The sequence below is a fragment of the Frigidibacter sp. RF13 genome (assembly GCF_026626305.1).
Lineage (GTDB): Bacteria > Pseudomonadota > Alphaproteobacteria > Rhodobacterales > Rhodobacteraceae > TMP-24.
Window position 1 is genome coordinate 81,374 of record NZ_JAPNUE010000006.1, and the last position, 23,993, is coordinate 105,366.

General features: G+C 64.9%; 22 protein-coding genes. 6 read left to right on the plus strand and 16 right to left on the minus strand.

Annotated elements, in window-relative coordinates; genetic code table 11:
- Positions 1-624, plus strand: coding sequence for a hypothetical protein (locus OU426_RS12825; RefSeq protein WP_267634421.1), 624 nt, complete (start codon positions 1-3; stop codon positions 622-624).
- Positions 625-1,005: 381 nt separating this feature from the next.
- Here OU426_RS12825 and OU426_RS12830 read toward each other — a convergent pair whose 3' ends face one another.
- The 3 genes from OU426_RS12830 to OU426_RS12840 all read right to left on the minus strand — a co-directional run bounded on the left by OU426_RS12830 (position 1,006) and on the right by OU426_RS12840 (position 3,164).
- Positions 1,006-2,133, minus strand: coding sequence for an aminotransferase class V-fold PLP-dependent enzyme (locus OU426_RS12830; protein WP_267634422.1), 1,128 nt, complete (start codon positions 2,131-2,133; stop codon positions 1,006-1,008).
- A gap of 117 nt (positions 2,134-2,250) precedes the next feature.
- Positions 2,251-2,709 carry an Lrp/AsnC family transcriptional regulator gene (locus OU426_RS12835; protein ID WP_267634423.1) on the minus strand — a complete coding sequence of 153 codons (459 nt, stop codon included), beginning with the start codon at positions 2,707-2,709 and terminating at the stop codon, positions 2,251-2,253.
- Positions 2,706-3,164: an Lrp/AsnC family transcriptional regulator gene (locus OU426_RS12840; RefSeq protein WP_267634424.1), complete on the minus strand. Its 459-nt coding sequence runs from the start codon at positions 3,162-3,164 to the stop codon at positions 2,706-2,708. The genes OU426_RS12835 and OU426_RS12840 overlap by 4 nt, the downstream gene beginning before the upstream one ends.
- Before the next feature lie 124 nt (positions 3,165-3,288).
- Here OU426_RS12840 and ilvC point away from each other — a divergent pair, with 124 nt between their 5' ends.
- The 4 genes from ilvC to OU426_RS12860 all read left to right on the plus strand — a co-directional run bounded on the left by ilvC (position 3,289) and on the right by OU426_RS12860 (position 7,222).
- Positions 3,289-4,311, plus strand: coding sequence for a ketol-acid reductoisomerase (ilvC, locus tag OU426_RS12845; protein WP_267634425.1), 1,023 nt, complete (start codon positions 3,289-3,291; stop codon positions 4,309-4,311).
- A 134-nt stretch (positions 4,312-4,445) separates the two neighbouring features.
- On the plus strand, positions 4,446-5,687 hold the full coding sequence (locus OU426_RS12850; RefSeq protein WP_267634426.1) for an MFS transporter: 1,242 nt from the start codon (positions 4,446-4,448) through the stop codon (positions 5,685-5,687).
- 16 nt (positions 5,688-5,703) lie between these two features.
- Positions 5,704-6,201: a GFA family protein gene (locus tag OU426_RS12855; protein WP_267634427.1), complete on the plus strand. Its 498-nt coding sequence runs from the start codon at positions 5,704-5,706 to the stop codon at positions 6,199-6,201.
- A 136-nt stretch (positions 6,202-6,337) separates the two neighbouring features.
- Positions 6,338-7,222: a DMT family transporter gene (locus tag OU426_RS12860; RefSeq protein ID WP_267634428.1), complete on the plus strand. Its 885-nt coding sequence runs from the start codon at positions 6,338-6,340 to the stop codon at positions 7,220-7,222.
- On the opposite strand, the gene OU426_RS12865 is transcribed toward OU426_RS12860, so the two are convergent.
- The 12 genes from OU426_RS12865 to OU426_RS12920 form a co-directional block, all read right to left on the minus strand.
- Positions 7,219-7,689, minus strand: a complete 471-nt coding sequence (locus tag OU426_RS12865; RefSeq protein ID WP_267634429.1) for a hypothetical protein — start codon at positions 7,687-7,689, stop codon at positions 7,219-7,221. The genes OU426_RS12860 and OU426_RS12865 overlap by 4 nt on opposite strands.
- The gene (locus OU426_RS12870) at positions 7,686-8,480 is read right to left on the minus strand and encodes an Ivy family c-type lysozyme inhibitor (RefSeq protein ID WP_267634430.1); all 795 of its coding nucleotides are present in this window, start codon (positions 8,478-8,480) and stop codon (positions 7,686-7,688) included. Before OU426_RS12870 ends, OU426_RS12865 begins: the two co-directional genes overlap by 4 nt.
- A gap of 81 nt (positions 8,481-8,561) precedes the next feature.
- A complete protein-coding gene (locus tag OU426_RS12875) occupies positions 8,562-9,965 on the minus strand; it encodes an aldehyde dehydrogenase family protein (RefSeq protein ID WP_267634431.1) in 1,404 nt (467 codons plus the stop codon).
- A 144-nt stretch (positions 9,966-10,109) separates the two neighbouring features.
- Positions 10,110-11,453, minus strand: coding sequence for a phosphoglucosamine mutase (gene glmM, locus OU426_RS12880; protein ID WP_267634432.1), 1,344 nt, complete (start codon positions 11,451-11,453; stop codon positions 10,110-10,112).
- A 20-nt stretch (positions 11,454-11,473) separates the two neighbouring features.
- The gene (gene folP / locus OU426_RS12885; RefSeq protein WP_267634433.1) at positions 11,474-12,475 is read right to left on the minus strand and encodes a dihydropteroate synthase; all 1,002 of its coding nucleotides are present in this window, start codon (positions 12,473-12,475) and stop codon (positions 11,474-11,476) included.
- A 44-nt stretch (positions 12,476-12,519) separates the two neighbouring features.
- Complete coding sequence (locus OU426_RS12890) at positions 12,520-13,398, minus strand: dihydroneopterin aldolase (RefSeq protein ID WP_267634434.1); 879 nt, start codon at positions 13,396-13,398, stop codon at positions 12,520-12,522.
- 86 nt (positions 13,399-13,484) lie between these two features.
- Positions 13,485-14,180 carry a cell wall hydrolase gene (locus OU426_RS12895; protein WP_267634435.1) on the minus strand — a complete coding sequence of 232 codons (696 nt, stop codon included), beginning with the start codon at positions 14,178-14,180 and terminating at the stop codon, positions 13,485-13,487.
- Between the two features lie 207 nt (positions 14,181-14,387).
- Positions 14,388-16,895, minus strand: a complete 2,508-nt coding sequence (locus OU426_RS12900) for a putative PEP-binding protein (protein WP_420712600.1) — start codon at positions 16,893-16,895, stop codon at positions 14,388-14,390.
- A 243-nt stretch (positions 16,896-17,138) separates the two neighbouring features.
- A complete protein-coding gene (gene glyS, locus OU426_RS12905) occupies positions 17,139-19,226 on the minus strand; it encodes a glycine--tRNA ligase subunit beta (RefSeq protein ID WP_267634437.1) in 2,088 nt (695 codons plus the stop codon).
- Positions 19,226-19,705: a DUF6446 family protein gene (locus OU426_RS12910; RefSeq protein WP_267634438.1), complete on the minus strand. Its 480-nt coding sequence runs from the start codon at positions 19,703-19,705 to the stop codon at positions 19,226-19,228. Before OU426_RS12910 ends, glyS begins: the two co-directional genes overlap by 1 nt.
- A 2-nt stretch (positions 19,706-19,707) precedes the next feature.
- Positions 19,708-20,403 (minus strand): FkbM family methyltransferase, encoded by a 696-nt coding sequence (locus OU426_RS12915; RefSeq protein ID WP_267634439.1) that lies wholly within the window; start codon positions 20,401-20,403, stop codon positions 19,708-19,710.
- Positions 20,400-21,317, minus strand: a complete 918-nt coding sequence (locus OU426_RS12920; RefSeq protein WP_267634440.1) for a glycine--tRNA ligase subunit alpha — start codon at positions 21,315-21,317, stop codon at positions 20,400-20,402. The genes OU426_RS12915 and OU426_RS12920 overlap by 4 nt, the downstream gene beginning before the upstream one ends.
- A gap of 163 nt (positions 21,318-21,480) precedes the next feature.
- On the opposite strand from OU426_RS12920, the gene OU426_RS12925 reads away from it, so the two are divergent.
- On the plus strand, positions 21,481-23,232 hold the full coding sequence (locus tag OU426_RS12925) for a serine protease (RefSeq protein WP_267634441.1): 1,752 nt from the start codon (positions 21,481-21,483) through the stop codon (positions 23,230-23,232).
- Between the two features lie 31 nt (positions 23,233-23,263).
- Here the strand turns inward: OU426_RS12925 and OU426_RS12930 are convergent, their stop codons facing one another.
- The gene (locus OU426_RS12930) at positions 23,264-23,929 is read right to left on the minus strand and encodes a TerC family protein (protein ID WP_267634442.1); all 666 of its coding nucleotides are present in this window, start codon (positions 23,927-23,929) and stop codon (positions 23,264-23,266) included.
- Positions 23,930-23,993 lie beyond the last annotated feature (64 nt).

Below are 23,993 nucleotides of genomic sequence, written 5' to 3' on the forward strand. Positions count from 1 at the left end.
ATGGCCGGAAGCCGGATAGTTGAAAGCATTTTTTGCGAACTGCCTGAACTCGGGCAGCGGGAAAGTCGCGACTACTTGACTGAATTAATTGAAGATATTGATAAATGCCTACTCAACAGCTGTTTTGCGACAGCACTGACTTCTTCACTATCTGTTCCCGATATTTGTGGAAGAGTTGAGAATCATTTTGTGACCGGCGTACGGGCGAACAAGATGAACCAAGCCAGATATGAGCGGTGGTTTGACAGATATGTGGCGCAAAAATATCCAAGCAGAGGCTGGCCTCCGACCGGCGGCATAGTCTCGGAAGAAAACTGGCCGCCGAAACCCGGCGTGACGGGTGCCGACGCCTACGCGCTACGTAATGCTATCGTGCATGGCGCTGACTTTGAGACACCATGCCACGCTGCGCGGCCATATCTTGAGGGGTTCACTTTCCTAGCCTCGAGCAACAATGATATCGTGCATAATTGCTATGATCCCGTTCGCCGCCGCGCCTATTTGGACATTTCGTCATTCTGCCGAGATATCGTTGCCGGATTCGAGAAATGGGACCTGGAGTTCCGCGATAGTATATCCGTTTCTCGCAGGCGACGGCGTCTTGGAAAGCTCATTCTTATCTAGCGAGCCGAAGGATGCGCGCCAGACCACCACCGCCCTAGCGTAAATCACGGCCCTTCGCCCGAGGACCGAAGCCAACGCGCCGGTGGCGCGTTGGCCGGGCCGATTGGCGCTGACGCAAGGCGGCGCCAAGGGGTTCTCCACAGAACCGGACGATTGGGGCATGGGCGCGCGCCCGCCCCGGTGGAGGCGAATGCCCCCGCCGACCGGGGGGCGGGGGCCGCCCGGGCATCCTTCTCAAACCGGTCGCGGCGCCCGGGGCGATGGCCCCGGGATTTGGTTCCCGACCGGACTCTTGTGGCGTGCCTCCGTGCGCTATCTTCCCCCCGGGGAAGGGAGTCGGTTGGTCGGCGCGTCCGGCCCGTGTGAACGCTGTACCGGGTGTCAGAGGGCGGCGTCGAGGGCGCGGGTGACGCGGGCCACCGTGCCGTCGACATCATAGAGCTTGTCGAGGCCGAAGAGGCCGAGGCGGAAGGTGCGGAACTCCGCCCCCTCGCCGACCTGCAGGGGCACGCCCGCCGCGATCTGGACGCCCTGGGCGAGGAATTTCTTGCCGGTCTGGATCTCGGGATCGTCGGTGTAGCTGACCACCACGCCCGGCGCCTGGAAGCCTTCGGCCGCGACGGAACGGATGCCGCGGCGGGCAAGCTCCGCGCGCACCGCGTTCCCCAGCCGCCACTGCGCCTCGCGCAGCCGTTCGAAGCCGTGGTCGCGCGTCTCGGCCATCGTGTCGCGGAAGGCCTTCAGCGCATCGGTCGGCATCGTCAGGTGATAGGCATGACCACCGCCCTCGTAGGCCGCCATGATCGCCCGCCATTTCTTCAGGTCGAGCGCGAAGGAATTGGATGTGGTCTCGTCGAGCCGCTTCAGCGCGGCGTCCGAGAACATCACAAGGCCCGCGGACGGCGAGGCCGACCAGCCCTTCTGCGGGGCAGAGATCAGAACATCGACGCCCGTTGCCTTCATATCGACCCAGATGCAGCCCGAGGCGATGCAGTCCAGCACGAACAGCGCGCCGACCTCATGCGCGGCCTCGGCGACCGCCTTCAAGTAATCGTCGGGCAGGATCATCCCCGCTGCCGTCTCGACATGGGGGGCGAAGACGACATCGGGTCGCCCTTTCCGGATCGCGTCCGTCACCTCGGCGATTGGCGCGGGGGCAAAGGGCGACTGCGCCGCATTGCCCGTCTGCCGCGCCATCGCCACCGCGACGTCTGCGGCAAACCCGCCCGCCTCGAAAATCTGGCTCCAGCGGAAGGAAAACCACCCATTGCGGACGACCAGCGCCTTCCGCCCCGCCCCGAACTGCCGCGCCACCGCCTCCATCGCGCAGGTCCCGCCGCCGGGTACCAGCGCCACCGCGTCGGCATTGTAGACCTCGCGCAGTATCGACGAGATGTCGCGCATCACACCCTGGAACTGCTGGCTCATATGGTTCAGCGAGCGGTCGGTGAAGACGACCGAGAATTCCTCAAGCCCTTCGGGATCGACGTTCGGCAGAAGTGCGGGCATGATTTCCTCCTTTATTGCGCGCCCCGGCCTAAGGGGCCAACGCAAGAAAAAACAAGACGTGAGCGACATGGCGCAACAAAATTGCGTCGCTGTTGCGCGGATTCGCCGCCCCATCGCCTAGCCGAGCGGCCCGGGTCGCCGTTCTTCCGACAGAAGCACATTCGCCTCGACATTGCCAACACCCGGCAGGGTCATGATCCGGCGCCTGAGGACGCGTTCGAAATCCGCCAGATCGCGGGCGGTCACGCGCAGGCGATAGTCGTAAAGCCCCAACACATGCTGCACGGTCTGCACCTCGGGGATCGCGGTCGCGGCGCGCTCGAAATCCTCAAGGCTCACGCGCCCCTTGGTGGCAAGCTTCACCCCCAGAAAGACCGTGACACCGAACCCCAGCGCCGCGCTGTCGAGGTCGATCCTGCGCCCGGCGATCACCCCCGCCTCTTCCAGCCGCTTGATGCGCCGCCAGGCGGCCGGCTGGGAAAGGCCCAGGGCCCGCCCGACCGCACCCGCGCTTTGCGTGGCATCGGCAGCCAGCGCCTTCAGGATCGCGCGGTCGGTGTCATCCAGGTCAATCACAGCGGCAAGCTCCCGCTGTCCTTGATGGTCGAGACCAGCATCAGGCTTTCGATATCGGCAATGTGCGGCAGGGTCAGGATACGGTCGCGATAGACCTCCTGATAATGGCCCATGTCGCGGACGATCACGTTCAGGCGGATGTCGACCCGGCCGAGGAAGGTCTGGATCTCGATCACCTCAGGCACATCGCGGGCGGCATCGACAAATTCGTCAAAGGCGCGCGGGTTCGTCTTGTCGAGTGTGAAGCGCAAGCTGACCTCGACCGCCCAGCCGAGCCGCCGCCAATCGATCACCGCATGCTGGCCCTTCAGCACGCCCCCTTCGGTCAGTTTCTCCAACCGCCGCCAGCAGGTCGCCGACGTCACGCCCGCGCGCTCGGCCAGGTCGGCGGTCGCAAGCCCCGGTTCGGCCAGCAACTGGCGCAGGATGCGGCGGTCGGTATCGTCGATCTGCATGAAAATTTCACGAAATAGCCAATTGAGGAATGACTTATCCCACAGACAGCAAAATTCGTCAAACTTTGCACGGGAATTTCCGCGGCCACCCCTATGCTCGCCCCATCAAGCAAAGGAGAACGCCATGCGCGTCTATTACGATCGTGACTGCGACATCAACCTGATCAAGGACAAGAAGGTCGCCATCCTCGGCTACGGCTCGCAGGGCCACGCCCACGCGCTGAACCTGCGCGACTCGGGTGCCAAGAACGTCGTCATCGCGCTCCGCGAAGGCTCGCCCTCGGCGGCCAAGTGCGAAAAGGAAGGCCTGAAGGTCATGGGCATCGCCGAGGCAGCCGCCTGGTGCGACCTGATCATGTTCACCATGCCCGACGAACTGCAGGCCGAAACCTACAAGAAATATGTCCATGACAATCTCAAGGAAGGCTCCGCGATCGCCTTCGCCCACGGCCTCAACGTGCACTTCGGCCTCATCGAGCCGAAGAAGGGCGTCGACGTCATCATGATGGCGCCGAAGGGCCCGGGCCACACCGTGCGCGGCGAATATGTCAAGGGCGGCGGCGTGCCCTGCCTCGTCGCCGTCCATCAGGACGCGACCGGCAAGGCGATGGAAATCGGCCTCTCCTACTGCTCCGCCATCGGCGGCGGCCGCTCGGGCATCATCGAGACGAACTTCCGCCAGGAATGCGAAACCGACCTCTTCGGCGAGCAGGCCGTTCTCTGCGGCGGCCTCGTCGAACTGATCCGCATGGGCTTCGAAACCCTCGTGGAAGCCGGATACGAACCCGAAATGGCCTATTTCGAATGCCTGCACGAGGTGAAGCTGATCGTCGACCTGATCTACGAAGGCGGCATCGCCAACATGAACTACTCGATCTCGAACACCGCCGAATATGGCGAGTACGTTTCGGGCCCGCGTATCCTGCCCTACGACGAGACCAAGGCGCGGATGAAAGCGGTTCTGACCGACATCCAGACCGGCAAGTTCGTGCGCGACTTCATGCAGGAAAACTCGGTCGGCCAACCGTTCTTCAAGGCGACCCGCCGCCTGAATGACGAACACCAGATCGAACAGGTGGGCGAGAAGCTGCGCGCCATGATGCCCTGGATCTCCAAGGGCAAGATGGTCGACAAGTCGCGGAACTGATCCGGCGGCGCGGGTAAACCGCGCCCCACAAGCCAACCCCCGGCGCCTCCCAACGGGGCGCCGGGCAAAGAAACAACTTTGTTGCAAATGCAATCCGTGCAAGGGTCGGGCCTTCCTGCCTGACCGGAGGCGCGATGACTTCTGCTCCCCTTCCGCAAGCCCGCATATCCCAGCCCTGGACACTGGTCGGCTTCGGCTTCCTCGCTCTGGCGCTGGCCTTTTCCGCCCGCGCCGCTTTGGGCCTGATCATGCCGGTCTGGCAGCGTGAACTTGGCTGGTCCAGCAGTTTCCTGTCCGGCGCCGGGGCCACGGCGCTGGTCGTCATGGCCCTCGTCGCCCCATTCGCGGGCCGGCTCGTCGACCGCAAGGGCCCGCGCTTCACCCTCAACCTGGGGCTGGGCATCCTGGGCCTCGGCTGCGCCATCGTGGCGACCATGTCCAGCAAGCCATTTTTCGTTTTTGGATTTTCCATCCTATGCGGCCTGGGTTTTGGCATCGTCGCGACCCACGCCGTCGCCACCGCCGTCACCCGCGCCTTCGACAGCCAGCGTGGCCTCGCCACCGGCATCGCCACATCTGGCTCGACCGGCGGCCAGTTCGTGATCGTGCCGCTGATCGCCCTGTTGCTGACCCAGGTCGGATGGCGCTGGAGCTTCGGCGCTCTCGCCCTTGCCAGCCTGGCGCTGATACCCTGCATTCGGGCAATCATGGCGGAAGGCAGCGCACGCGAGGGCGGTCACGGCCCGGCGGTCGGCGCCAGCATGTCGCAGGATTTCGCCACCATCCTGCGGCGCCCCGCCTTTCACGCCCTGTTCTGGAGCTATCTGATCTGCGGCTTCACCTCCAGCGGCGCGATCGAAACCCACCTCCTGCCCTTCGCCGCCTTTTGCGGCTTCCCGCCCCTGCCCAGCGCCACCGCCTATGGCCTCCTGTCGCTGGTCAACCTCGGCGGCATGGTGCTGGCCGGCTGGATGACCGACCGCGTGAACCGTCCTCTGTTGCTGGGCTCGATCTATTTCCTGCGCGGGCTGACCTACATCATCCTCATCAACCTGCCCGGCACGTCGATCGAGGTGCTCTTTGCCTTTGCCGTCCTGTTCGGACTGGTCGATTATGCCACCGTCCCGGTCACGGCCAGCCTGACCGCCAGCCACGTCGGTCTTCCGGTCATGGGACAGGCCATGGGCATGATTTCAGGGGGCCATGCGCTGGGTGCAGCCATGGCGGCCTTCTTCGGCGGCTATGTCTTCGATACCACAGGCGGATACACGCTGCTCTGGCTGGGCGGGCTGTGGCTTCTGATGGGCGCGGCGATCCTGTCTTTCGTTATCCTGCGCCTGAAACCGGCGCCGCAGGAGGCCGCCATTTCTGTCTGAGACCCGAGGAACTGTAGTGAACGAAACCACCTGGACCGGCGGTTGCCAATGCGGCGCAGTCCGATATGCGCTGTCGGAAAGACCCGGCAACGCCTGCATCTGTCACTGCCGCATGTGCCAGAAGCAATTCGGAAATTTCTTCGGCGCCTTTGCCGACGTTCTCCCCGACAAGTTCCACATCACCCGCGGCGAGCCCGGCTGGTTTGACAGTTCCGACGAGGCAAGGCGCGGTTTCTGCCGCGACTGCGGCACGCCGCTGTTTTACGTATACCAATCCAGCCAGCGCGTCGCTGTCTCGATCGGCTCGCTCGATCGCCATTCAGAAATCAAGCCACAGGCCCAGTACGGGATCGAAGGACGCGAGCCGTGGTTTGCCGACCTTCCCGCCCTTCCGCAGACCGAAACGGGCGAGGGGGACAATGGTGCCGGAGATACGCCGGAACGCTACGAGAAAATTCGCCTCTCCTGTCGGCAACACCCCGACCACGACACTGCCGAATGGCCGCCCGCCTAGGCAGTCCCCGCGCTGCGTCGGCGCTCGCGAAATCCTGAAAGGCGCTTGACCGCCCGCAGGATCGAAACTTCGTTCAATACCGAAGCACAAGGGACCGGTTCGGCACTATCTTGCCCCCGCCCACACAGGAGAGACCATGCAAAGACCCACCCTCGCGAACTGGCTCTCCGTCGGCTTCCTTGGCCTCGTCTGGGGCGCGACCTTCATGATCATTGCGCTGGCGCTCAAGGGCTACGGGCCGGTCACGGTCGCGGCGGCGCGTACCGGGCTCGGCGCGGTCACGCTGGTTGCCGCCGTCCTGATCACCCGCCGCCCCTTTCCCGTGATCAGCGGCCGTTTCCTGGCCCATGTTCTGGTGATCGGCATCTTCTCGACGGCACTGCCCTTCTTCCTCATCTCCTGGGGCCAGCAATCGGTGCCTTCGGCCTTCGCCGGGCTTTCAATGGCGGCGGTCCCGCTGTTCGTGATCCCGCTTGCTCATCTCTTCGTTCCGGGCGAGCGGCTGACGCTGGCCAAACTTCTGGGCTTCGCGCTCGGTTTTGCGGGCGTTCTTGTGCTTGTCGGGAATGAGGCTTTCGCCACCGGCGGCGCGCTTCTGCCCCGGCTGGCCTGCGTCGGGGCGGCGCTCTGCTATGCCATCGCCTCGATCACCACGCGCCGCTGCCCGCCTGTCGATGCGGTCGTTCTGACGGCCATGGCGCTTGTGGTGGGCAGCGCTGCACTGATCCCCGCCATGCTTCTGACCGAAGGCATCCCGGGCCCCGCCGCGCCACAGGCAATGGCGGCCGTCATCCTCCTCGGCCTTGTTCCGACCGCGCTTGCCACGCTCTTGCGCGTCGCCACGATCCGCAGTGCCGGACCCAGCTTCACCACACTCACAAGCTATCAGGTTCCACTCTGGTCGGCCTTCTTCGGCGCGCTGGTGTTGGGCGAGGATCTGTCACCCCGGTTCCTCGCCGCGCTTATCCTGATCCTGGCCGGGCTGGCACTCAGCCAGAACCAGGCCTTCCGCCGCACCTAGCGCAGCGTCAGCCCGCCCTCTGGCGTCCAGGCCCAGAATTCGCCGTCGCCCGACGGGTTCTCCTCCAGCACCAGCATCCCGTTCGTGATCGACATTGTCAGGTTTTTGCAGGTCATCGCGGGTTCGCTGAGGGTCGGCACCTCGCCAAGGCTGATGACATAATAGTCGCGCGCCACCTCATCGAGGTCACCACAGGTTTGCGTGCCAAGCGTCTCGACGACGATCGCGGGCGCTCCAAGCAAGGCAACATCGTCCGTGTCAGAAACGAAACCCACGATCTCCAGATCGCCACCCGACAGGAACTGATCGCGCTCATATTCGTTCCGGCCGAAGAAGAGGAACTCCAGCGGATCAATGGGCTCGATCCAGATCTGCTGATCGCCCACGACGAAATGCTCTTCCTTCACCTCTGCCTCCGCGGGCAAGGCGGAAATGCCGATCAACGCTGCCGCAAGAACCGATTTCATTGCGCTTCACTCCATGTCTTCAGGGCACGGATCGCCCCCGGGGACCAGTTTTCCAGCCCTTCGGGCCGGGTCTGAATCTCGCCACCGCCGAAGGCCCAGGCGAGATAGGGCTGACGCGTCGCCGCGTCGAGGATCACGACGGCGTAGGAGCCGTCGATGTTGTGGCCGCTGCCGACATAGCCCGGCGCGGCCAACCCGCCCGACCCCACGCCGGAAAGAAGATCGACGAACGTGTCGCCCTCCTCTTCCCCAAGCAGGGCATAGATCTGATCGGCGATAGGGCCGAGACGAAACACATCAAGCGGGTGCGCGCCCTCAAGCTCGCCCAGTTGATCCCAGCCTTTCGACGGGTCGGGTTTGAAGGTAACCGGGTCGAGCCTCACCAACCCTTCGACAGGTGTCCAACGCCAGTGTTCTCCCGCCCAGGCGGCACTTGGGGCCGAGACAAAGTCGACGGCATCGGCGCCGATCGTCTGTTCAAGATAGGCGCAGCTGTCGGCAGGCCCATCGAAGTGGAACACGCCTTCCTGCAGGGACAGGACGAAAGGACCGGCATTGCATATGTTGCCACCCGATCCAGCCGCCCCGACCAGAACCGTCGCGCCGCCGACCTCGCGCGGCTGGGTGTCCAGATAGATCACGCCGTCCTCGTGCGCTTTCGCACCATCGACAAGAAGCGCCTGCCCCGCCTCGGTATCGACCACTTCGATGGCATGGCCCTGCAGGTCAACGGTGTCGGCAAACAAGGGCGTCGCCACGAGGCAGGCCGCAAGAGCAAGGCGAAGATACATCAGGGGCTCCCGTTTCATGGCTTGCGGGTTTTCGCAGGTCCGCAAGCCCCCGAAAAGGCGGGAAAACCTGACCAATTCGGTTCAGCGAAGGAAACGAAGCAGAAGCCGAGTCAGAGCCCGCACCCGTCCGCTGTAGGGTGGAAAAACCAGTGGCAGCGTCGAGAGATGGTTGGTGAGGACAGGCTTCAGATGGCTGAAGGTCTCGAACCCCGCGCGGCCATGTCCGGCGCCGAGGCCCGAGGCGCCGATACCGCCGAAGGGCAGGTTCGGATGGACGAACTGCACGACTGTCAGGTTCACGCCAAGGCCGCCTGATGTGGTCTCGGCCTTGACGCGGCGGATGAAGGCGCGGTCCCGGCCGAAGACATAAAGCGCGAGCGGCTTTGGCCGGGCGTTGATCTGGCCGATCGCCTGGGCCGGATCATCATAGGGAATGACCGGCAGGATCGGGCCAAAGATTTCCTCATCCGAGATGCGCATCGCAGGCGTCGTGCCGGTCAGCAGGGTCGGGGCGATATAGTTCTGGTCGCCCTCGCGCGCGCCACCGTGGGCGAGGGTGGCGCCTTGCGCGACCGCGTCGTCGATGAGCCCTGCGAGGCGCCCGAAATGGCGGGCGTTGACGATGCGGCCATAGTCAGGCGAAAGGGCCGGGTCCGACCCGTAAAGCCGTCCCAGTTCGGCCTTGAGCGCCGCCAAGAGTTCCGCCTCCTCGGCGCGCGGCACGAAGACATGGTCGGGGGCGACGCAGGTCTGGCCGGTGTTGGCGAACCGACCCCAGGCGATCCAGCGGGCGGTCTTCGCCAGATCGGCGCCGGGGCCGATGAGGACCGGACTTTTGCCGCCAAGTTCCAGCGTGACCGGCGTCAGGTGCCGCGCCGCCCGCTCCATCACGATGCGGCCGACGGCGATCGAGCCGGTGAAGAAGATATGATCGAAGGGCAGGTCAAGAAGCGCCTCTGCAACCTCGGGCCCGCCTTCGGCGACCGCGACAAGATCGTCGGGAAGGGCCTCGACCAGCATCGCCTTCAGGGCGGCCGAGGTTGCGGGCGTCAGTTCGGACGGTTTCAGGATCACCGAATTGCCAGCAGCGATGGCCGAGACGAGCGGCCCAAGCGCCAGAAGGACCGGGAAGTTCCAGGGCGCGATGATCAGTGCTACGCCTTTCGCCTCCGGCCTCAGGCGCGCGGAAGTGCCGAGCATGGTCAGCGAGGGCAGCGCAACACGCGGCCGCATCCAGCGGCGCAGATGGCGGCGGGCATGGGCGATCTCGGTCTGGACCGGCAGAATTTCCCACAGCGTCGCTTCGGTTTCATTCTTGGCGTAATCCGCCTTCATCGCGGCTAGAAGCCTGTCCCGATGCCGGCCGAGTGCCCCGAACAGGGCCGTCAGCGCCGCGCGGCGTTCCCTGAGGCCAAAGCTCTTGCGGCGGGCGACCGCCGCCGTCGCATGGCGGTCGAACAAGGCGCGGAGGGCAGCGTGATCCATCATAGGCTGAGCTTGCGCGGGCCGAGAGGCACGGGCAAGCGTAACGCTGGGTTACGCACGCCAGGCGGGCCGCTTATCGCGCCTTCCGGCCCCCTTCGCGAGGAGCGACGGAACGGAGCGAGGAGCGACCTGGTCCGCGACCGCTCAGACCGCTGCCTCGACCGCGCCCACGATCTCGTCAACGACTGCGTTCAGAAGCGCCTCATCCTCGCATTCGGCCATCACCCGGATCAGCGGCTCAGTGCCCGATTTACGGATCAGAAGCCGCCCGAGGCCCTGAAGCCGCGCCTCCGCGCCCTTGATCGCCGATTGCACGGCGGCGGCCTTCAACGGCTCCTGCCCGGCCTTGAAACGCACGTTCTTCAGCATCTGCGGCACTGTTTCGAACTGGCACGCCAGTTCCGACACCGGCTGACCTGTCTCTGCCATCGCCGCCAGGAATTGCAGCGCCGCGATCAGCCCGTCGCCGGTCGTCGAATAGTCGGTCATCACGATATGGCCCGATTGTTCGCCGCCGAGATTGAAGCCACCCTCGCGCATTCGCTCGACCACATAGCGATCGCCCACCGGCGCCCGTTCCAGCCTGAGGCCGCGCGCCGACAGGAACCGTTCGAGCCCGAGGTTCGACATGACCGAGGCCACGAGCGTCCCATGGTTCAGCCGCCCCGCGTCGCCCCAGCGGGCGGCGAGAAGCGCCATGAACTGGTCGCCGTCGGCGATCTGACCCTTTTCGTCGATGATGATCACCCGGTCGGCATCGCCATCAAGGCAGATGCCGATATCCGCGCCATGCGCCACCACCATCTCGGCCGCCGTTTCGGGATGGGTCGAGCCGCAATGGTCGTTGATATTGAGCCCGTTCGGGTTCACGCCCACGGGCACAACCTCGACGCCCAGTTCCCAAAGGGCTTGCGGGGCGGCCTTGTAGGCCGCGCCGTTCGCGCAATCGATTACCACCTTCAGGCCCGACAACTGTCCCCGGAAGGGGAACGTGGTCTTGGCATATTCGACATAGCGCCCGACGCCGTCGTCGATATGGGTTGTCCGCCCGATCTCCTGCGGCGGCACCAGCTCGACGACGCTTTCGAGCATGGCCTCGATCTCCAGCTCCGCCGCATCGTCGAGCTTGAACCCGTCGGGGCCGAAGAACTTGATGCCATTGTCATAGGCCGGATTGTGCGAGGCCGAGATCATGATCCCGAGGTCCGCGCGCATCGAGCGGGTCAGGAAGCCCACACCCGGCGTCGGCACCGGGCCGAGGCGCAGAACGTTCATGCCGGTCGAGTTGAGGCCAGCCGTCAGGGCGTTCTCGATCATGTAGCAGGACAGTCGCGTGTCCTTGCCGATCACCACGCGGTGGCCATTGCGGCCATCCTTGCGGAAATAACGGCCTGCCGCGGCACCAAGCCGCAGCGCAAGTTCCGCCGTCATCGGATGGCTGTTGGCGCGTCCGCGAACCCCGTCGGTGCCGAAATATTTCCTGCTCATCGCTTCAGCCTTTCAGCCTTCTAACCTTGCGCGGCGGCCATCCAGAGCCGGACGGCCTGTCGCGCCTCAGCGCTATCATGGACACGGTGAAACTGCACGCCTTGAGCGATCCCCGCCAATGTGACAGCAATGGTCCCCGGACCCCGCCGGTCGGTGTCGGGCGCTTCGCCCACCTCTCCGATAAAACGCTTGCGCGAGGCGCCCAAGAGGATCGGGCAGCCGAGCCCGTGGAACAGCGACAATCCGCGTATGAGCGCCAGATTATGGGCAACCGTCTTGCCGAAGCCGATGCCGGGATCGACGATGATCCGGTCCCGCGCGATGCCCGTAGCTTCTGCCGCCGCGACCCTGCCTTCCAGATAGTCATAGACATCAAGAAGAACGTCGTCATAACGCGGATCGGCCTGCATGGTGGCGGGCGCGCCCTGCGCATGCATCAGACAGACCGGCAGGCGCGCCGCCGCGACCAGCGGCCCGAGCGCCGGGTCGTAGGTCAGCGCCGCCACATCGTTGACCATCGAAGCGCCTGCCGCGATTGCGGCCTGGGCGACAGTCGATTTGCGGGTGTCGATCGAGATCGGCGTTGCGAGCCCGCCCTGTCTCAGAGCCGCGATCAGCGGCGCCGTACGAGCGCATTCTTCCGCTGGATCGACCTCCGCCGCGCCGGGGCGGGTGCTTTCACCGCCGATGTCGAGAATATCGGAATGCTCGGCGAGGAGGCTCGCCTGCGCCAGCGCGGCCTCGTCGTCCGCGAAGCGCCCGCCATCTGAGAAACTGTCTGGCGTTACATTCAGGATGCCCATAAGGCGTGGCGCATCCATCGTCAGGCCAACTATGGGCGGACGTACGGTTGTCAGCCGGTCAGCGATACCGGACGGAAGCTCCCGGGCGGGCAAGAGCCCCTGCGACCCTGCGCGGGTCAGCACTTCGACCCGGTCAAACCAGCACCAGCCACCGGCAAGCGGCAGGGCGTCCTTTGGCCGCGCAACGTCAGTCTGGGCAATCGGGCGATAGCGGATCATGCGGTTTCATCACCGCTCGTCCGCGCTTTGGCAAGAGCCAAGCGTCAGAGCACGTCGACCGGAATGCGGCTTTCCGCCGGGGGTGCAACAGGAGCGTGAGTCACGATCTTCAGCGCGTCAAGCTCGCGCGCCAGCCATTCGGCGAGGGGCAGGCCGTCGCCTACCTCCATTGGCGCGCCCGACGTGTCACTGACCATCTTCGCGGGCGCCCAGACAATGATCCGGCCCTGCCGGAGCGCCCAGTCGATCTCGGTGCGGGTCGCGACGACCGACAGTCTGTCGTCACGCGAGGCGAGCGCCCACGCCGCCTGTTCAATGGCCAAGAGGTCGATCCGGCGCAGTGCCTCCGGTGAATGTGCGCGGGGGCGTGGCAGGTCGGGCGGGCCGAGGACGATCACGACCGGTTGGCCGAGCGCGACTAGCCCGTCCATCCGCGCGGCAAGGTTAACGACCGAGCCACCAAGCCATGCCACGACTGGGCGCGGCGCGGGTGCAGGCTGCACCGAGATGGCCGATGCACGATCCCGCGCGATCTCGACACCCAGAATCCAGGGGCCGCGATCAAGCTTCTCGATCCTGAGATAGACTTTTGCGGCCTGCGGCTCGGCCAGCACCCGCGCTGCGATCCTCTCCGCCAATGTTTCAAGGAGGTCGAGCCTTTCAGCGCCTAGTTCCACGTCCACCGCTTCGATCAGCCGGTCGTATGAGAGAATCTGGTCAACATCATCCTTGGCCGGACCGTCATGCGGCGCAAGCTCCACGACAACCGAAAACCGCAGGCGCTGCTCTTGCCCGCGTTCATGCTGGAAGGCGCCGATCTCGGCGCTCACCACATAGTCGCGCAGGATCAGGCGATCCGCCGACATGTCGGCCGAACCTTCCAGCGGCCCGAAAACCGCACCGATATCGTCAGTCGACTGCAAGGGCCCCACGCACACTTATTGATCGCATCCCGTCAACGATGATCGCGGATCGCGTGCGCGGATTAAAGTCACCAAATTGGCAACAATCAGTTCGAAGCGGTGAAGATTGGTTGACGATAGAAGAAATGCGCCCCGATCCGGACCGTCATCGGGAAGCGGCTCGCCCAGGACGGCTTCACGGCGGGCGTGTGGAAGTAGGTCGCACCGTCGGTCAGGTCGCGCGGCGTACCGGCGATATAGGCAGCGGCGATCTTTTCGGCGACATACCAGGCCTGGCGGTCGCCGATCACATCCTTGCGGCCATCGCAAACGAAGGAAAACTGGCATCCGCCGCCGCCCGCCTGATTGACCACGCCGCAAACGGTGCGCGGAAAATAGGGGCTGTCGGTGCGGTTCAGCACCACTTCGGCAACCGCTGCCTGTCCCTTGATCGATTCGCCGCGCGCCTCGAAATAGACCGCGCGCGCCAGACAATCGAGTTCGGCCGTCTCTGGCGCCGCTGGCAACGCCTCGATCCAGGCCGCATCATAGGTCGCTGCCAGAGGATCGGCCTTCTTGGCCTTGGTCGTCTTGGTCACGACCGGTGGCGCGATGATCTCGGAAAACCGGCCTTCATCCACTTGCCCCAGCGCAGCATTTTCCTGCGCGAAAAGGCCCGCGAGATTGATACTCAGCGGCGCGGACGGATCGTTCGACTGGCTCACCGTCATTTCGGCATGCGCAGCAGGAGCAAGGGCAAGAAGCATGACCATGCTTCTGGTCCAGCACTTCAGCGATGACATTTAGAAGTCCCGAATGGTTTCGACGAGCCACAGCCCCCAGGCAATGACAGACGAGGGCATAGGGGGCTGCGCCCAGCGCGTCCAGCATCAAGGACGAACGCAGGCTTTCTGAGCGGATTTTTGCCGATCAGAGCGAATCACTCAGGCCCATTTGGGTGGGTTATGCGCTGATAATTAAGTGGAAATTTCGCAACTGAAAAGCGAAATCTAGAGAGATTTCGGCTCGGTCAACGCAAGATGTGCTGCGGCCAGCCGGGCGACCGGAACGCGGAAGGGCGAGCAGGAGACATAGTCGACCCCGGCCTTGCGGCAGAAGGCGATCGACTCCGGATTCCCTCCATGTTCGCCGCAAACCGACAGCGTCAGGTCGGCCCGCGCACCGCGCGCCCGCTCGCAACCGATGAGGAGAAGCTCGCCCACGCCCTCGGCGTCGAGCACATGGAACGGGTCCTCGGCGAACACGCCCTGGTTGACGTAGGTCGACATGAACCGGCCAGCGTCGTCGCGCGACAGGCCGTAGGTCATCTGTGTCAGGTCGTTCGTCCCGAAGGACAGAAACGCCGCATGTTCGGCGATGTCACCAGCGCGAAGCGCAGCGCGTGGGGTTTCCACCATGACCCCGAGTTTGAAGTCGAAATCGCATTTCAGCTCGTTTCGGACCGCCGCCGCCACCGCATCGATTCGATTCTTGACCAGTTCGACCTCGCGCATGGCGGAAACGAGCGGGATCATCACTTCCGGCACCACTTCCGCGCCCCGGCGGCGGGCCTCGACCGTTGCCTCGAAAATGGCGCGGGCCTGCATTTCGTAGATCTCCGGCACGGTAACGCCAAGGCGCACACCGCGCATACCGAGCATCGGGTTGAATTCCGACAGAGCTTCGACCCGGCGGGTCACGTCCGACAGGGGCTTGTCCAGGGCTTCGGCCAGTTCGCGCATGCCCTCGCGGTCCTGCGGCAGGAATTCATGAAGCGGCGGGTCGAAGAGGCGGATGCAGACCGGCAACCCCGCCATGATGTCGAAAAGCGCGATGAAGTCGGCGCGCTGCATTGGCAAAAGCCGGTCGAGCGCCACTTTGCGGTCCTTCGCCGTGTCGGCGAAGATCATCTCGCGCATCACCGTCAACCGGTCTTCGTCGAAGAACATATGTTCGGTCCGGCACAGGCCGATCCCTTCCGCCTCGAACATGCGCGCGGTGCGGGCATCGTCGGGCGTGTCGGCATTGGCGCGCACGCCGATGTCGCGGACATTGTCGGCCCAGTGCAGAAGCGTGGTGAAATATTCATCGAGCGCGGGTTCCAGCATCGCCGCCTCGCCCGCCAGAATTTCACCCGACGTGCCGTCGACGGTGATCTTGTCGCCTTCGCGGAGCGTGCGCCCGTCCGGCGTGATGATGACCTTGTCGCGCAGGTTCAGCTTCAGGTCCGAGGCGCCAACGATGCAGGGAAGGCCAAGGCCGCGTGCGATCACGGCGGCATGGCTGGTGATGCCGCCGCGTTCGGTCAGGACGGCTACGGCGGCATGCATGCCGCGGATGTCTTCCGGCGCGGTTTCGCGGCGCACAAGAATGCAAGCCTCGCCCTGCGAGGCGGCGGTCTGCGCGTCGGCGGCGGTAAAGACAATGCGGCCCGAGGCGCCGCCGGGGCTGGCCGGAATGCCGCGCGCCAGACGGTCGCGCTCGACCCGCGGGTCGACCTGATAGTGGAGGAGTTCTGACAAAGCGCGCGGCTGAACGCGCAAGAGCGCCTCCTCGCGGCTGATGATCCCGTCGCGCGCAAGACCCACGGCGATACGCACCGCCGCGCGGGACGAGCGCGAGACCTTCACCGCATCGATGATCTTCAGCGCGCCGTTTTCCAGCGCGAATTCGATCTGCATCTCCTCGCGCAGCTTCTCGCGTGCGGCGGCGCAATGGCGCTGAAGGTCGGCGAATATCTCCGGTTTCGCCTCTTCAAGCGAGGCGCCGCGCTTGTCGCGCACGAGGTAGAGCGTTTCTTCCGCCTTGCGGTCGGCCGGTTTCTGGCCCCTGAAACGCCCGGTGACCTGCGGCGCGCCGGTCACGGCATCGACCAGCTGGATGGTGCCGAAGCCTGCAAGGCCCGGGCCGACCATCTGCACCATCTCCTGCACCAGAAGCCCGAGCGCCGCGTCCGCCGGCGCACCCTTGGCCTGCCTGAGAAGCCGCGCGGTCGTGCCTTCCCAGGCGCGCGCCATGGAACGGAGCACTTCGGACAATTGCTGGGCGGCGGACTGAGGAAATTCCTCGTCCATCTCCGCCTCGTAGGCGGCAAGGGCGGCAGCGAGCGCGGTGGGCGAGGGTTCGTCCGAGAACATATCGGGGTCAAGCCGCGCGACATTGATCGCATAGGCCTGCACGAAGCCGAGATAAACCGCGTCGGCGAAAGCGGCGCCATGGCTTGCCGTCAGTTCGGCGTGGCGTTCAGCGTTCATGCCCACATTCAGGACGGTGTTCGGCCCGCCCCATTCGGGGTTCGCAGGGCTCGAGCGGACCGCCATGAGGGGTGTGGGACCGAAGTGGCCCGCGAGCTTTCTGGTGTCGGGCGGGGTACCTGCGGCAATCGCGCGCACCGCCTCGACCGGCAGGGCGACCGTCTTCGGCACGGGCAGGTCCATCCGGATGAGCCGCTGCAGGCACTTCGCCCGCCAGCCATGGCGCGCGGCCTCGATCCCCGAAGAGGGGGTGATCTCGGTCAGCTCTGCAAAGTCCTGATGTTTCTGCACTGCAGCGATTCCTTTCGCGCGCAGAATACGCCGGTTCTGATTCGGGGCAAGGCGAAGATTCGGGGGAGGGCGAAAGGTTTCGTCCCGCCTGCGGCGGGCCGACCCGCCGGGAGGGCTCTGCCCTCCCGGACCCTCCCGGAGTATTTTCGGACAGAACGTAGGGATGATCCGCGTTCTGTACTGAAATGGTCTCGGGTGGGCAGACAGCCTTGCGCCTCAGCCTTCGAGTTTCGTCAGGTCGGCGACGGAGAGGCAGACGGTGCGGATGCGGGAGAGAAGGTTCAGGCGGTTGCGGCGGACGACCGGGTTGTCGCTGTTGACCTGAACGGCGGTGAAGAAGGCGTCGATGGGTGCGCGGAGGCGGGCTATGGCGGACATGGCCTGCCCGAAATCCTCGGCCTTCATGGCCGGGGCGATGGCGGCCTCGGCGGCGTCGAGGGCGGCGAAAAGGGCGCGTTCCTCGGCGGTCTCGGCGAATTTCACATCGGCGCCGTAGCTGTATTCCACCCCATCCTTCGCCTCGGCCTGCGTCAGGATATTGTTCGCCCGCTTGAAGCCCTGCAGCAGGTTTTCCCCGTCGTCGGTCTTGAGGAAGGCCGCGAGCGCCTCGGCGCGTTTGACGAGGAGGGTGAGGTCGTCATTGCCCGGCATGGCCAGACAGCCGTCGATCACATCATGGCGGATGCCCTGATCCTTGAGGAAGACTTTCAGGCGGTCGTGGAAGAAGGAGAGGAGGTCGGCTCTATCAGCCATAGCTCCTCCCGCAGAGCTGTTCGCAACCCGTTCGCGATGGCCATCGACTACCGAAGAAAGGCCCGCCCGGATCGAATTCCCCAGCACCAACCGAATAACCCCCAACGCCGCCCTCCGCAGCGCGAACGGGTCTTTCGACCCCGTGGGTTTCTCATCAATCGCCCAGAAGCCGGTCAGCGTGTCGATCTTGTCGGCGAGCGCCACGGCGACCGACACGGGCACCGACGGCACGGCGTCGGACGGCCCGAGCGGGGAATAATGGTCGCGGGCGGCGTTGGCGACTTCGGGGGCTTCGCCAGCCTCCAAAGTATAATAGCGGCCCATGGTGCCTTGCAGTTCGGGGAATTCACCGACCATGCCGGAGCGGAGGTCGGCCTTCGCCAGCCGCGCGGCGCGTTCGGCCTGTGCGGCGTCCGCACCCACAAGCGGTGCGATCTCGCGGGCGAGGGCGGCGATGCGCTCGATCCGTTCGGCCTGGCTGCCGAGCTTGTTGTGGAAGGTGACGGACTTGAGGCCATCGAGCCACTTGCCCATGCCCCCCTTCGCCTCGCGCAGGTCGTTTTCCCAGAAGAACCGCGCATCTGACAGGCGGGCCGAGAGGACCTTCTGGTTGCCTTTCAGGATCGTCGCGCCATGGTCGGCGGTTTCGGTATTGGCCACCGTCACGAAGCCTTCGATCCGCCCGGTCTTGGGATTGCGGACCGAGAAGAACTTCTGATGTTCGCGCATCGAGGTTTGCAGCACCTCGGGCGGGAGGTGAAGGAAGTCCTCTCCAATCCGGCCCATCAGCACCACCGGCCATTCGACAAGCCCCGCGACCTCGGAGAGAAGTGCCTTGTCCTCGACCAGCTCCAGCCCGGCCGCGAAGGCCATGTTGGTGGCGTCGGCCCAGATGCGCGCCTCGCGCTCGGCGGGGTCGAGGATCACATGGGCGCGTTTCAGTTTGACGGCGTAATCGTCGAAGGAGGAGACCGACAGGTCGCCATTCGAAAGGAACCGGTGGCCCCGGGTCCGGTTGTCCGAGGCGATGCCGTCGATATCAAGAGGCACCACTTCGGCCCCGGCCTCTGTCGTCAGCAGGCAGAGGATCGAATGCAGCGGGCGGACCCAGCGCAGGCTGCCCGATCCCCAGCGCATCGACTTCGGCCAGGGGAAGGTGCGGATCGTGGCCTCCAGCACCTCGGCGATGATCGCGGGGGCGGCGCGACCGGGTTTGGTAACGACGGCGAAATAGACCTGGCCCTTCTTGTCGTCGCGCACGTCCAACTGGTCGCGCGTGAGGCCCGTCGAGCGCAGAAAGCCCTCGATCGCGGCGTCAGGCGCGGTCGTTGCCGGCCCCTTGCGTTCCTCGCGGACGGCTGCGCTTTCGGCTGTCAGCCCCTCGATGGCCAAGGTCAGGCGGCGGGGCGTCGAGAAGGCGGCGGCACCGCCATAGGTCAGACCGGCCTCGACCAGCCCGTCGGTGACGAGCTTCTTCAGATCCTCGCGCGCGCGGGCCTGCATGCGGGCGGGGATTTCCTCGGAAAAGAGTTCGATCAGCAGGTCGGGCATTACTTGTCCGCGCTTTCGTTCAGTTGCTGCCAGGCGTAGGCCCGGCCATCGGGATAGACGGCCACCACCCGGTCGACGCCGGGGGCGATGTTTTCCTCTGACAGGAAGGCCACGGCCTTGCCCGCCTCCAGGTCAGCGCCGATTAGGCTCGCGTCGAAACAGTCAAACCAGGAAGGCGCGTTGAGCGGTGTGGGCTTTTCGTAGATCACATAGCTTTCGGTGAGCATCGCGAGCGACATCGGCGTCATGAAACAGGCGCGGAAGCGCAGGGGGGAGCTGTTCGCGTCCACCCCTTCGAAATCCGATGTCACCAGCATGGGTTCGGCAATTGCGCCCGCGATCGGTTGCAGCCCGATTTCTGCTTCGGCAGAGGCCGGTTCGATCGCACGGAAATAGGCGTATTCCTGAGCATAGTAGAGGGCCATGCCAGCCAGGAGGGCGGTTATCACAATAGTACCTGCAACGATCTTACCATTCATGATCAGGGCCAGTAGAGATTTATCCGTGGGCGCCGGAGGTCTGCCGCAATTGCGCGCATCTGGTCAATTGCCGGGATCTGATTCAGAGCGCGGGTTTCGTGGGTTTCCACGAATAGCGCACCGAAGCTCCATCGGCCCGGGTCGCGGAAGATGTCGCACAAGATGTCAAATTCCGCTCCTTCTATGTCCATCTTGATAAGCGCGGCCGGTCGTGGAAGTCCCTCCAGGACTTCGGCGAACGCCCGCTGTTCGACGTCGATCGACTCGGCCCGATACTGGCGCGACGCGGAAAAGACGGTCGACGCCATTTCCGAATAAACTGTGCGCCTATCAGACGGCGCCCGATAGAGACGAACGGTACCGCTTGCGGCGCCGACCGCCGCCTCGTGCAGGATGACATTCGGAAGGCCGCCGCATGCCTCCTTCAGCTGCGCGAATGTATCCGGGTCAGGTTCGAAAGCGTGGACCGTGGCGCCGGTCGCGGCAAGGCGTCGCGTGAAGACACCGACATTTGCGCCGAGGTCGAGCGCTATGTCATCGGGACCGAGTCGCCCCATTTCCTTCTCGAAGTCAGCAAGCGTTCGCGCGGCCCAGGCACGACGCAGCTTGCGGCGCGCTGATGCGCCAATGGGATTTGGCCAGCGTCCGATGCGGGCAAGCAGCCGCTGATAGGCGTTTGCCGGCCGATAGTCTGTCATGCGGCCTGTCCGCTGGGCGTGGTGACAAAGGCATCCGCGCATTTCTTGGCCAGCGCCCGGACCCGGCCGATATAGGCCTGCCGCTCGGTGACAGAGATGACGCCGCGCGCATCGAGAAGGTTGAAGAGGTGGCTGGCCTTGATGCACTGGTCATAGGCCGGATGCGCCATCACGATGCGCCGACCGGCCTTGTCCATCTCGTCCGCCGCGAGGATGCGCTCGCACTCCGCCTCGGCATCCTTGAAATGCTGGAACAGCATCTCAGTGTCGGCCTGATCGAAATTGTGGCGGCTGTATTCCTCCTCGGTCTGGCGGAAGATGTCGCCATAGGCCAGGGGAATGGGCGACTGCGGGTCGTTGAACGGCATGTCCATCACATGATCGACGCCGAGGACATACATCGCCAGCCGTTCAAGGCCATAGGTCAGCTCGCCCGAGACCGGGCGGCAGTCATGCCCGCCGACCTGCTGGAAATAGGTGAACTGGCTCACCTCCATCCCGTCGCACCAGACCTCCCAGCCAAGGCCCCAGGCGCCGAGCGTCGGGCTTTCCCAGTCATCCTCGACGAAACGGATATCGTGCAGTGCGGGGTCCAGACCGATCGCCGCCAGCGAGCTGAGATAGAGATCCTGCAGATCAAGCGGCGAAGGTTTGATGATAACCTGATACTGATAATAATGCTGCAACCGGTTGGGGTTCTCGCCATAGCGCCCATCGGTCGGGCGGCGCGAGGGCTGGACATAGGCCGCCGCCCAGGGCCGCGCACCAAGTGAGCGCAGGGTCGTCGCCGGATGGAAGGTGCCAGCGCCAACCTCCATGTCGTAGGGTTGCAGCACGGCGCAGCCCTTGCCCGCCCAGTAGGCTTGCAGGCGGAGGATGATTTCCTGAAAGGACCGGGGTCGGGTGATAGACATTCGCGCGCCTGTGGTGGAAAGCTGATCCTCCTTAGGCAACAGCCGGTCCTCGGTCAATCGGCGGACGGGCAACACACGGGTTTTTGGGGTGACGCCGCGCTGAAACCTGTTAGGTTGCGGCCCGGATTCGCAGGCATAAGACCCGACCGAGAGGCATTTGAGCATGAAACGCGCGCTTTGGACCGCAACCTTTCTGGGGGCGGCGTTCGCCGCAACCCTGGTGCACGGGCAGGACACTTGGGTCCAGATCGAGGCACAACCCTCGCTGACCGAGGCAGAGGGCCGCGCCCGCGCCTATGCCGGGGCCTTTACCAATGTGCAGGGTTACCGGCTGAAAAGCGGCTGGTACGCCATCGTTCTCGGGCCCTTCACGCCCGAAGAAGCCGCGCGCCAGCTTGCGCTTCTGACCAGCGAACGGCTGATCCCGGGCGACAGTTTCGTGGCGACCGAGGGCGAGCTTGGCCGCCGGTTCTGGCCTGCGGGGCTCGATGCGGCCGCACCGGCGGAGACGACAGCCGCGCCAGAGGCTCCGTCGACTGAACCCCCGGCGACAGAACCGGCCGCCGCCCCGACGCCAGTTCTCCCGGAAGAAACGGTGGAAGAGGCGCGCCGGTCGGAATCCGCACTGTCGGCGGACGAGCGGATGGATCTGCAGCGCGCCATGCAATGGTTCGGCGTCTATCAGGGCGCCATCGACGGGTCTTTCGGCAAGGGCACGCGCGCGGCGATGGCCAGCTGGCAAGCAGAGATCGGGGCGCCCGAGACTGGCATCCTAACGACCGCCCAGCGCGGCGATCTTACGGGTCGCTGGACTGCGGAGCGCGCGACCATGGGTATCGAGCGCGTAAGCGAGAAGGAAGCGGGGATCGACATCGACCTTCCGCTCGGTCTCGTGAAATTTGACGGCTACCAGCCTCCCTTCGCCGCGTACGGCGAGAAGGATGGCTCGGGTTATCAGGTCCTGCTCATCTCGCGCCGCGGCGATCAGAAGGATCTTGTGGCGCTCTATGAGCGGCTTCAGGCGATGGAAATCATGCCGATGGAGGGGGCTCGGTCGATCGGCCGCGCCTCGTTCACCATTGACGGCGAGGGCAATGGCAAGACTGCCCATGCGGAAGCCGCGCTTGAGGGTGGTTTCATCAAGGGTTTCGCGCTGATCGCGCCCACCGACGACAGCGCCCGCCGGGCACGCGTGCTCGAGGCTATGAAGGCGAGCTTCAAGCCCGCGGGCTCGGTCGCGCTCGACGAAAATCTGGGCGAGCCCTCCTCGACCACCGCCGCCGACCTGACAAGCGGTCTCGACATCCGCCGCCCGGCAATTGCGCGCACCGGCGCCTTCATCGACGGCGAGGGCACGGTGCTGACGACCAGCGAAGTGCTTGCGGGCTGCACGCGGGTTACGCTTGACGGCCGGACCGACGCAACCGTCGCCTTCGAGGACCCGACGCTTGGCTTCGCGATCCTGAAACCCTCCGCGCCGCTCGCGCCGCGCGCTTTCGCGGCACTTGCGCCGACGGCACCGCGCCTTGATTCCGACGTGGCTCTGGCGGGCTATTCCTATGAGGACAAGCTCTCTGCCCCGGTCGTGTCGACCGGCACTTTTTCGGAAGGGCAGGGGCTGAATGGCGAGGCCGAACTCGACCGGCTGACTTTGACCACGCTCGCGGGCGACGCGGGTGGCGCGGTCCTGAACGGATCGGGTGCCATGATCGGCATGCTGCTACCGAAGACGGACGAGGCGGGGCGCGCGCTTCCCAAGGATGTCAGCTTCACCCTCAAGGGCGCGGCAATTGGCAAGGCGCTGGAAGCGCAAGGCCTGACCTTCACCACGTCGGACCGCACTGGCACCTTGGCCGCCGAGGACCTCGCGAAACTTGCCCGCGACATGACCGTTCTCGTCAGCTGCTGGAAATGAAAACGGGGGCCGTGGCCCCCGTTCCTTTCGCTCAGCCGCCGATCACGCCCGCGACGGCGGGGCCGACATCGTGCCAGCCCTCCCAGATCATCTTCAGTGCGACATAGAGAATGATCGCGAGGCCCACATAGGCGATCCAGCGGTGCTTGTTCAGAAGCCGCGCCACGAAAGTTGCCGCCAGCCCCATCAGAGCGATTGACAGGACGAGGCCGATCACCAGCACGGTCGGATGTTCCCGCGCGGCGCCCGCGACGGCGAGCACATTGTCGAGCGACATCGAAACGTCGGCGATGACGATCTGCCAGGCCGCCTGCGAGAAGGTCTTGCGCGGCCCGCCTGCCGCAACCAGCCCGTCGGCGTTAATGTCCTCGCCGGTCAAAGCTTCTTCGGCGCGCTCCTCGTCGGCGTGACCTTCGCGCAGCTCGCGCCACATCTTCCAGCAGACCCAAAGGAGAAGGATGCCGCCGACCAGAAGCAGGCCGATGATCCCCATCAACTCGGTCGCGATCAGCGCGAAGCCGATCCGCATGACCGTTGCGGCGATTATCCCGACCAGGATCGCCTTTGCCCGCTGTTCGCGCGGCAGGCCGGCAGCGGCCAAGCCGATCACGATTGCATTGTCGCCCGCAAGCACCAGGTCGATCGCAATGACCTGCATGAGGGCGCTGAACCCCTCAGGCGTAAAGATTTCCATCATCCGAGACTGTCCCCAATATTTGAGCGATAGTTAGTGAACTAAGCGCGCGCTTTCAACTGGCGGC

What these genes read in the sequence shown, in the direction of transcription:
- OU426_RS12825 (WP_267634421.1), top strand. Translation starts at nt 1, where the DNA reads ATGGCCGGAAGCCGGATAGTTGAAAGCATTTTTTGCGAACTGCCTGAA.
- OU426_RS12830 (WP_267634422.1), bottom strand. Translation starts at nt 2,133, where the DNA reads ATGCCCGCACTTCTGCCGAACGTCGATCCCGAAGGGCTTGAGGAATTC.
- OU426_RS12840 (WP_267634424.1), bottom strand. Translation starts at nt 3,164, where the DNA reads ATGCAGATCGACGATACCGACCGCCGCATCCTGCGCCAGTTGCTGGCC.
- ilvC (WP_267634425.1), top strand. Translation starts at nt 3,289, where the DNA reads ATGCGCGTCTATTACGATCGTGACTGCGACATCAACCTGATCAAGGAC.
- OU426_RS12850 (WP_267634426.1), top strand. Translation starts at nt 4,446, where the DNA reads ATGACTTCTGCTCCCCTTCCGCAAGCCCGCATATCCCAGCCCTGGACA.
- OU426_RS12860 (WP_267634428.1), top strand. Translation starts at nt 6,338, where the DNA reads ATGCAAAGACCCACCCTCGCGAACTGGCTCTCCGTCGGCTTCCTTGGC.
- OU426_RS12865 (WP_267634429.1), bottom strand. Translation starts at nt 7,689, where the DNA reads ATGAAATCGGTTCTTGCGGCAGCGTTGATCGGCATTTCCGCCTTGCCC.
- OU426_RS12870 (WP_267634430.1), bottom strand. Translation starts at nt 8,480, where the DNA reads ATGTATCTTCGCCTTGCTCTTGCGGCCTGCCTCGTGGCGACGCCCTTG.
- OU426_RS12875 (WP_267634431.1), bottom strand. Translation starts at nt 9,965, where the DNA reads ATGGATCACGCTGCCCTCCGCGCCTTGTTCGACCGCCATGCGACGGCG.
- glmM (WP_267634432.1), bottom strand. Translation starts at nt 11,453, where the DNA reads ATGAGCAGGAAATATTTCGGCACCGACGGGGTTCGCGGACGCGCCAAC.
- folP (WP_267634433.1), bottom strand. Translation starts at nt 12,475, where the DNA reads ATGATCCGCTATCGCCCGATTGCCCAGACTGACGTTGCGCGGCCAAAG.
- OU426_RS12895 (WP_267634435.1), bottom strand. Translation starts at nt 14,180, where the DNA reads ATGTCATCGCTGAAGTGCTGGACCAGAAGCATGGTCATGCTTCTTGCC.
- glyS (WP_267634437.1), bottom strand. Translation starts at nt 19,226, where the DNA reads ATGCCCGACCTGCTGATCGAACTCTTTTCCGAGGAAATCCCCGCCCGC.
- OU426_RS12910 (WP_267634438.1), bottom strand. Translation starts at nt 19,705, where the DNA reads ATGAATGGTAAGATCGTTGCAGGTACTATTGTGATAACCGCCCTCCTG.
- OU426_RS12915 (WP_267634439.1), bottom strand. Translation starts at nt 20,403, where the DNA reads ATGACAGACTATCGGCCGGCAAACGCCTATCAGCGGCTGCTTGCCCGC.
- OU426_RS12920 (WP_267634440.1), bottom strand. Translation starts at nt 21,317, where the DNA reads ATGTCTATCACCCGACCCCGGTCCTTTCAGGAAATCATCCTCCGCCTG.
- OU426_RS12925 (WP_267634441.1), top strand. Translation starts at nt 21,481, where the DNA reads ATGAAACGCGCGCTTTGGACCGCAACCTTTCTGGGGGCGGCGTTCGCC.
- OU426_RS12930 (WP_267634442.1), bottom strand. Translation starts at nt 23,929, where the DNA reads ATGATGGAAATCTTTACGCCTGAGGGGTTCAGCGCCCTCATGCAGGTC.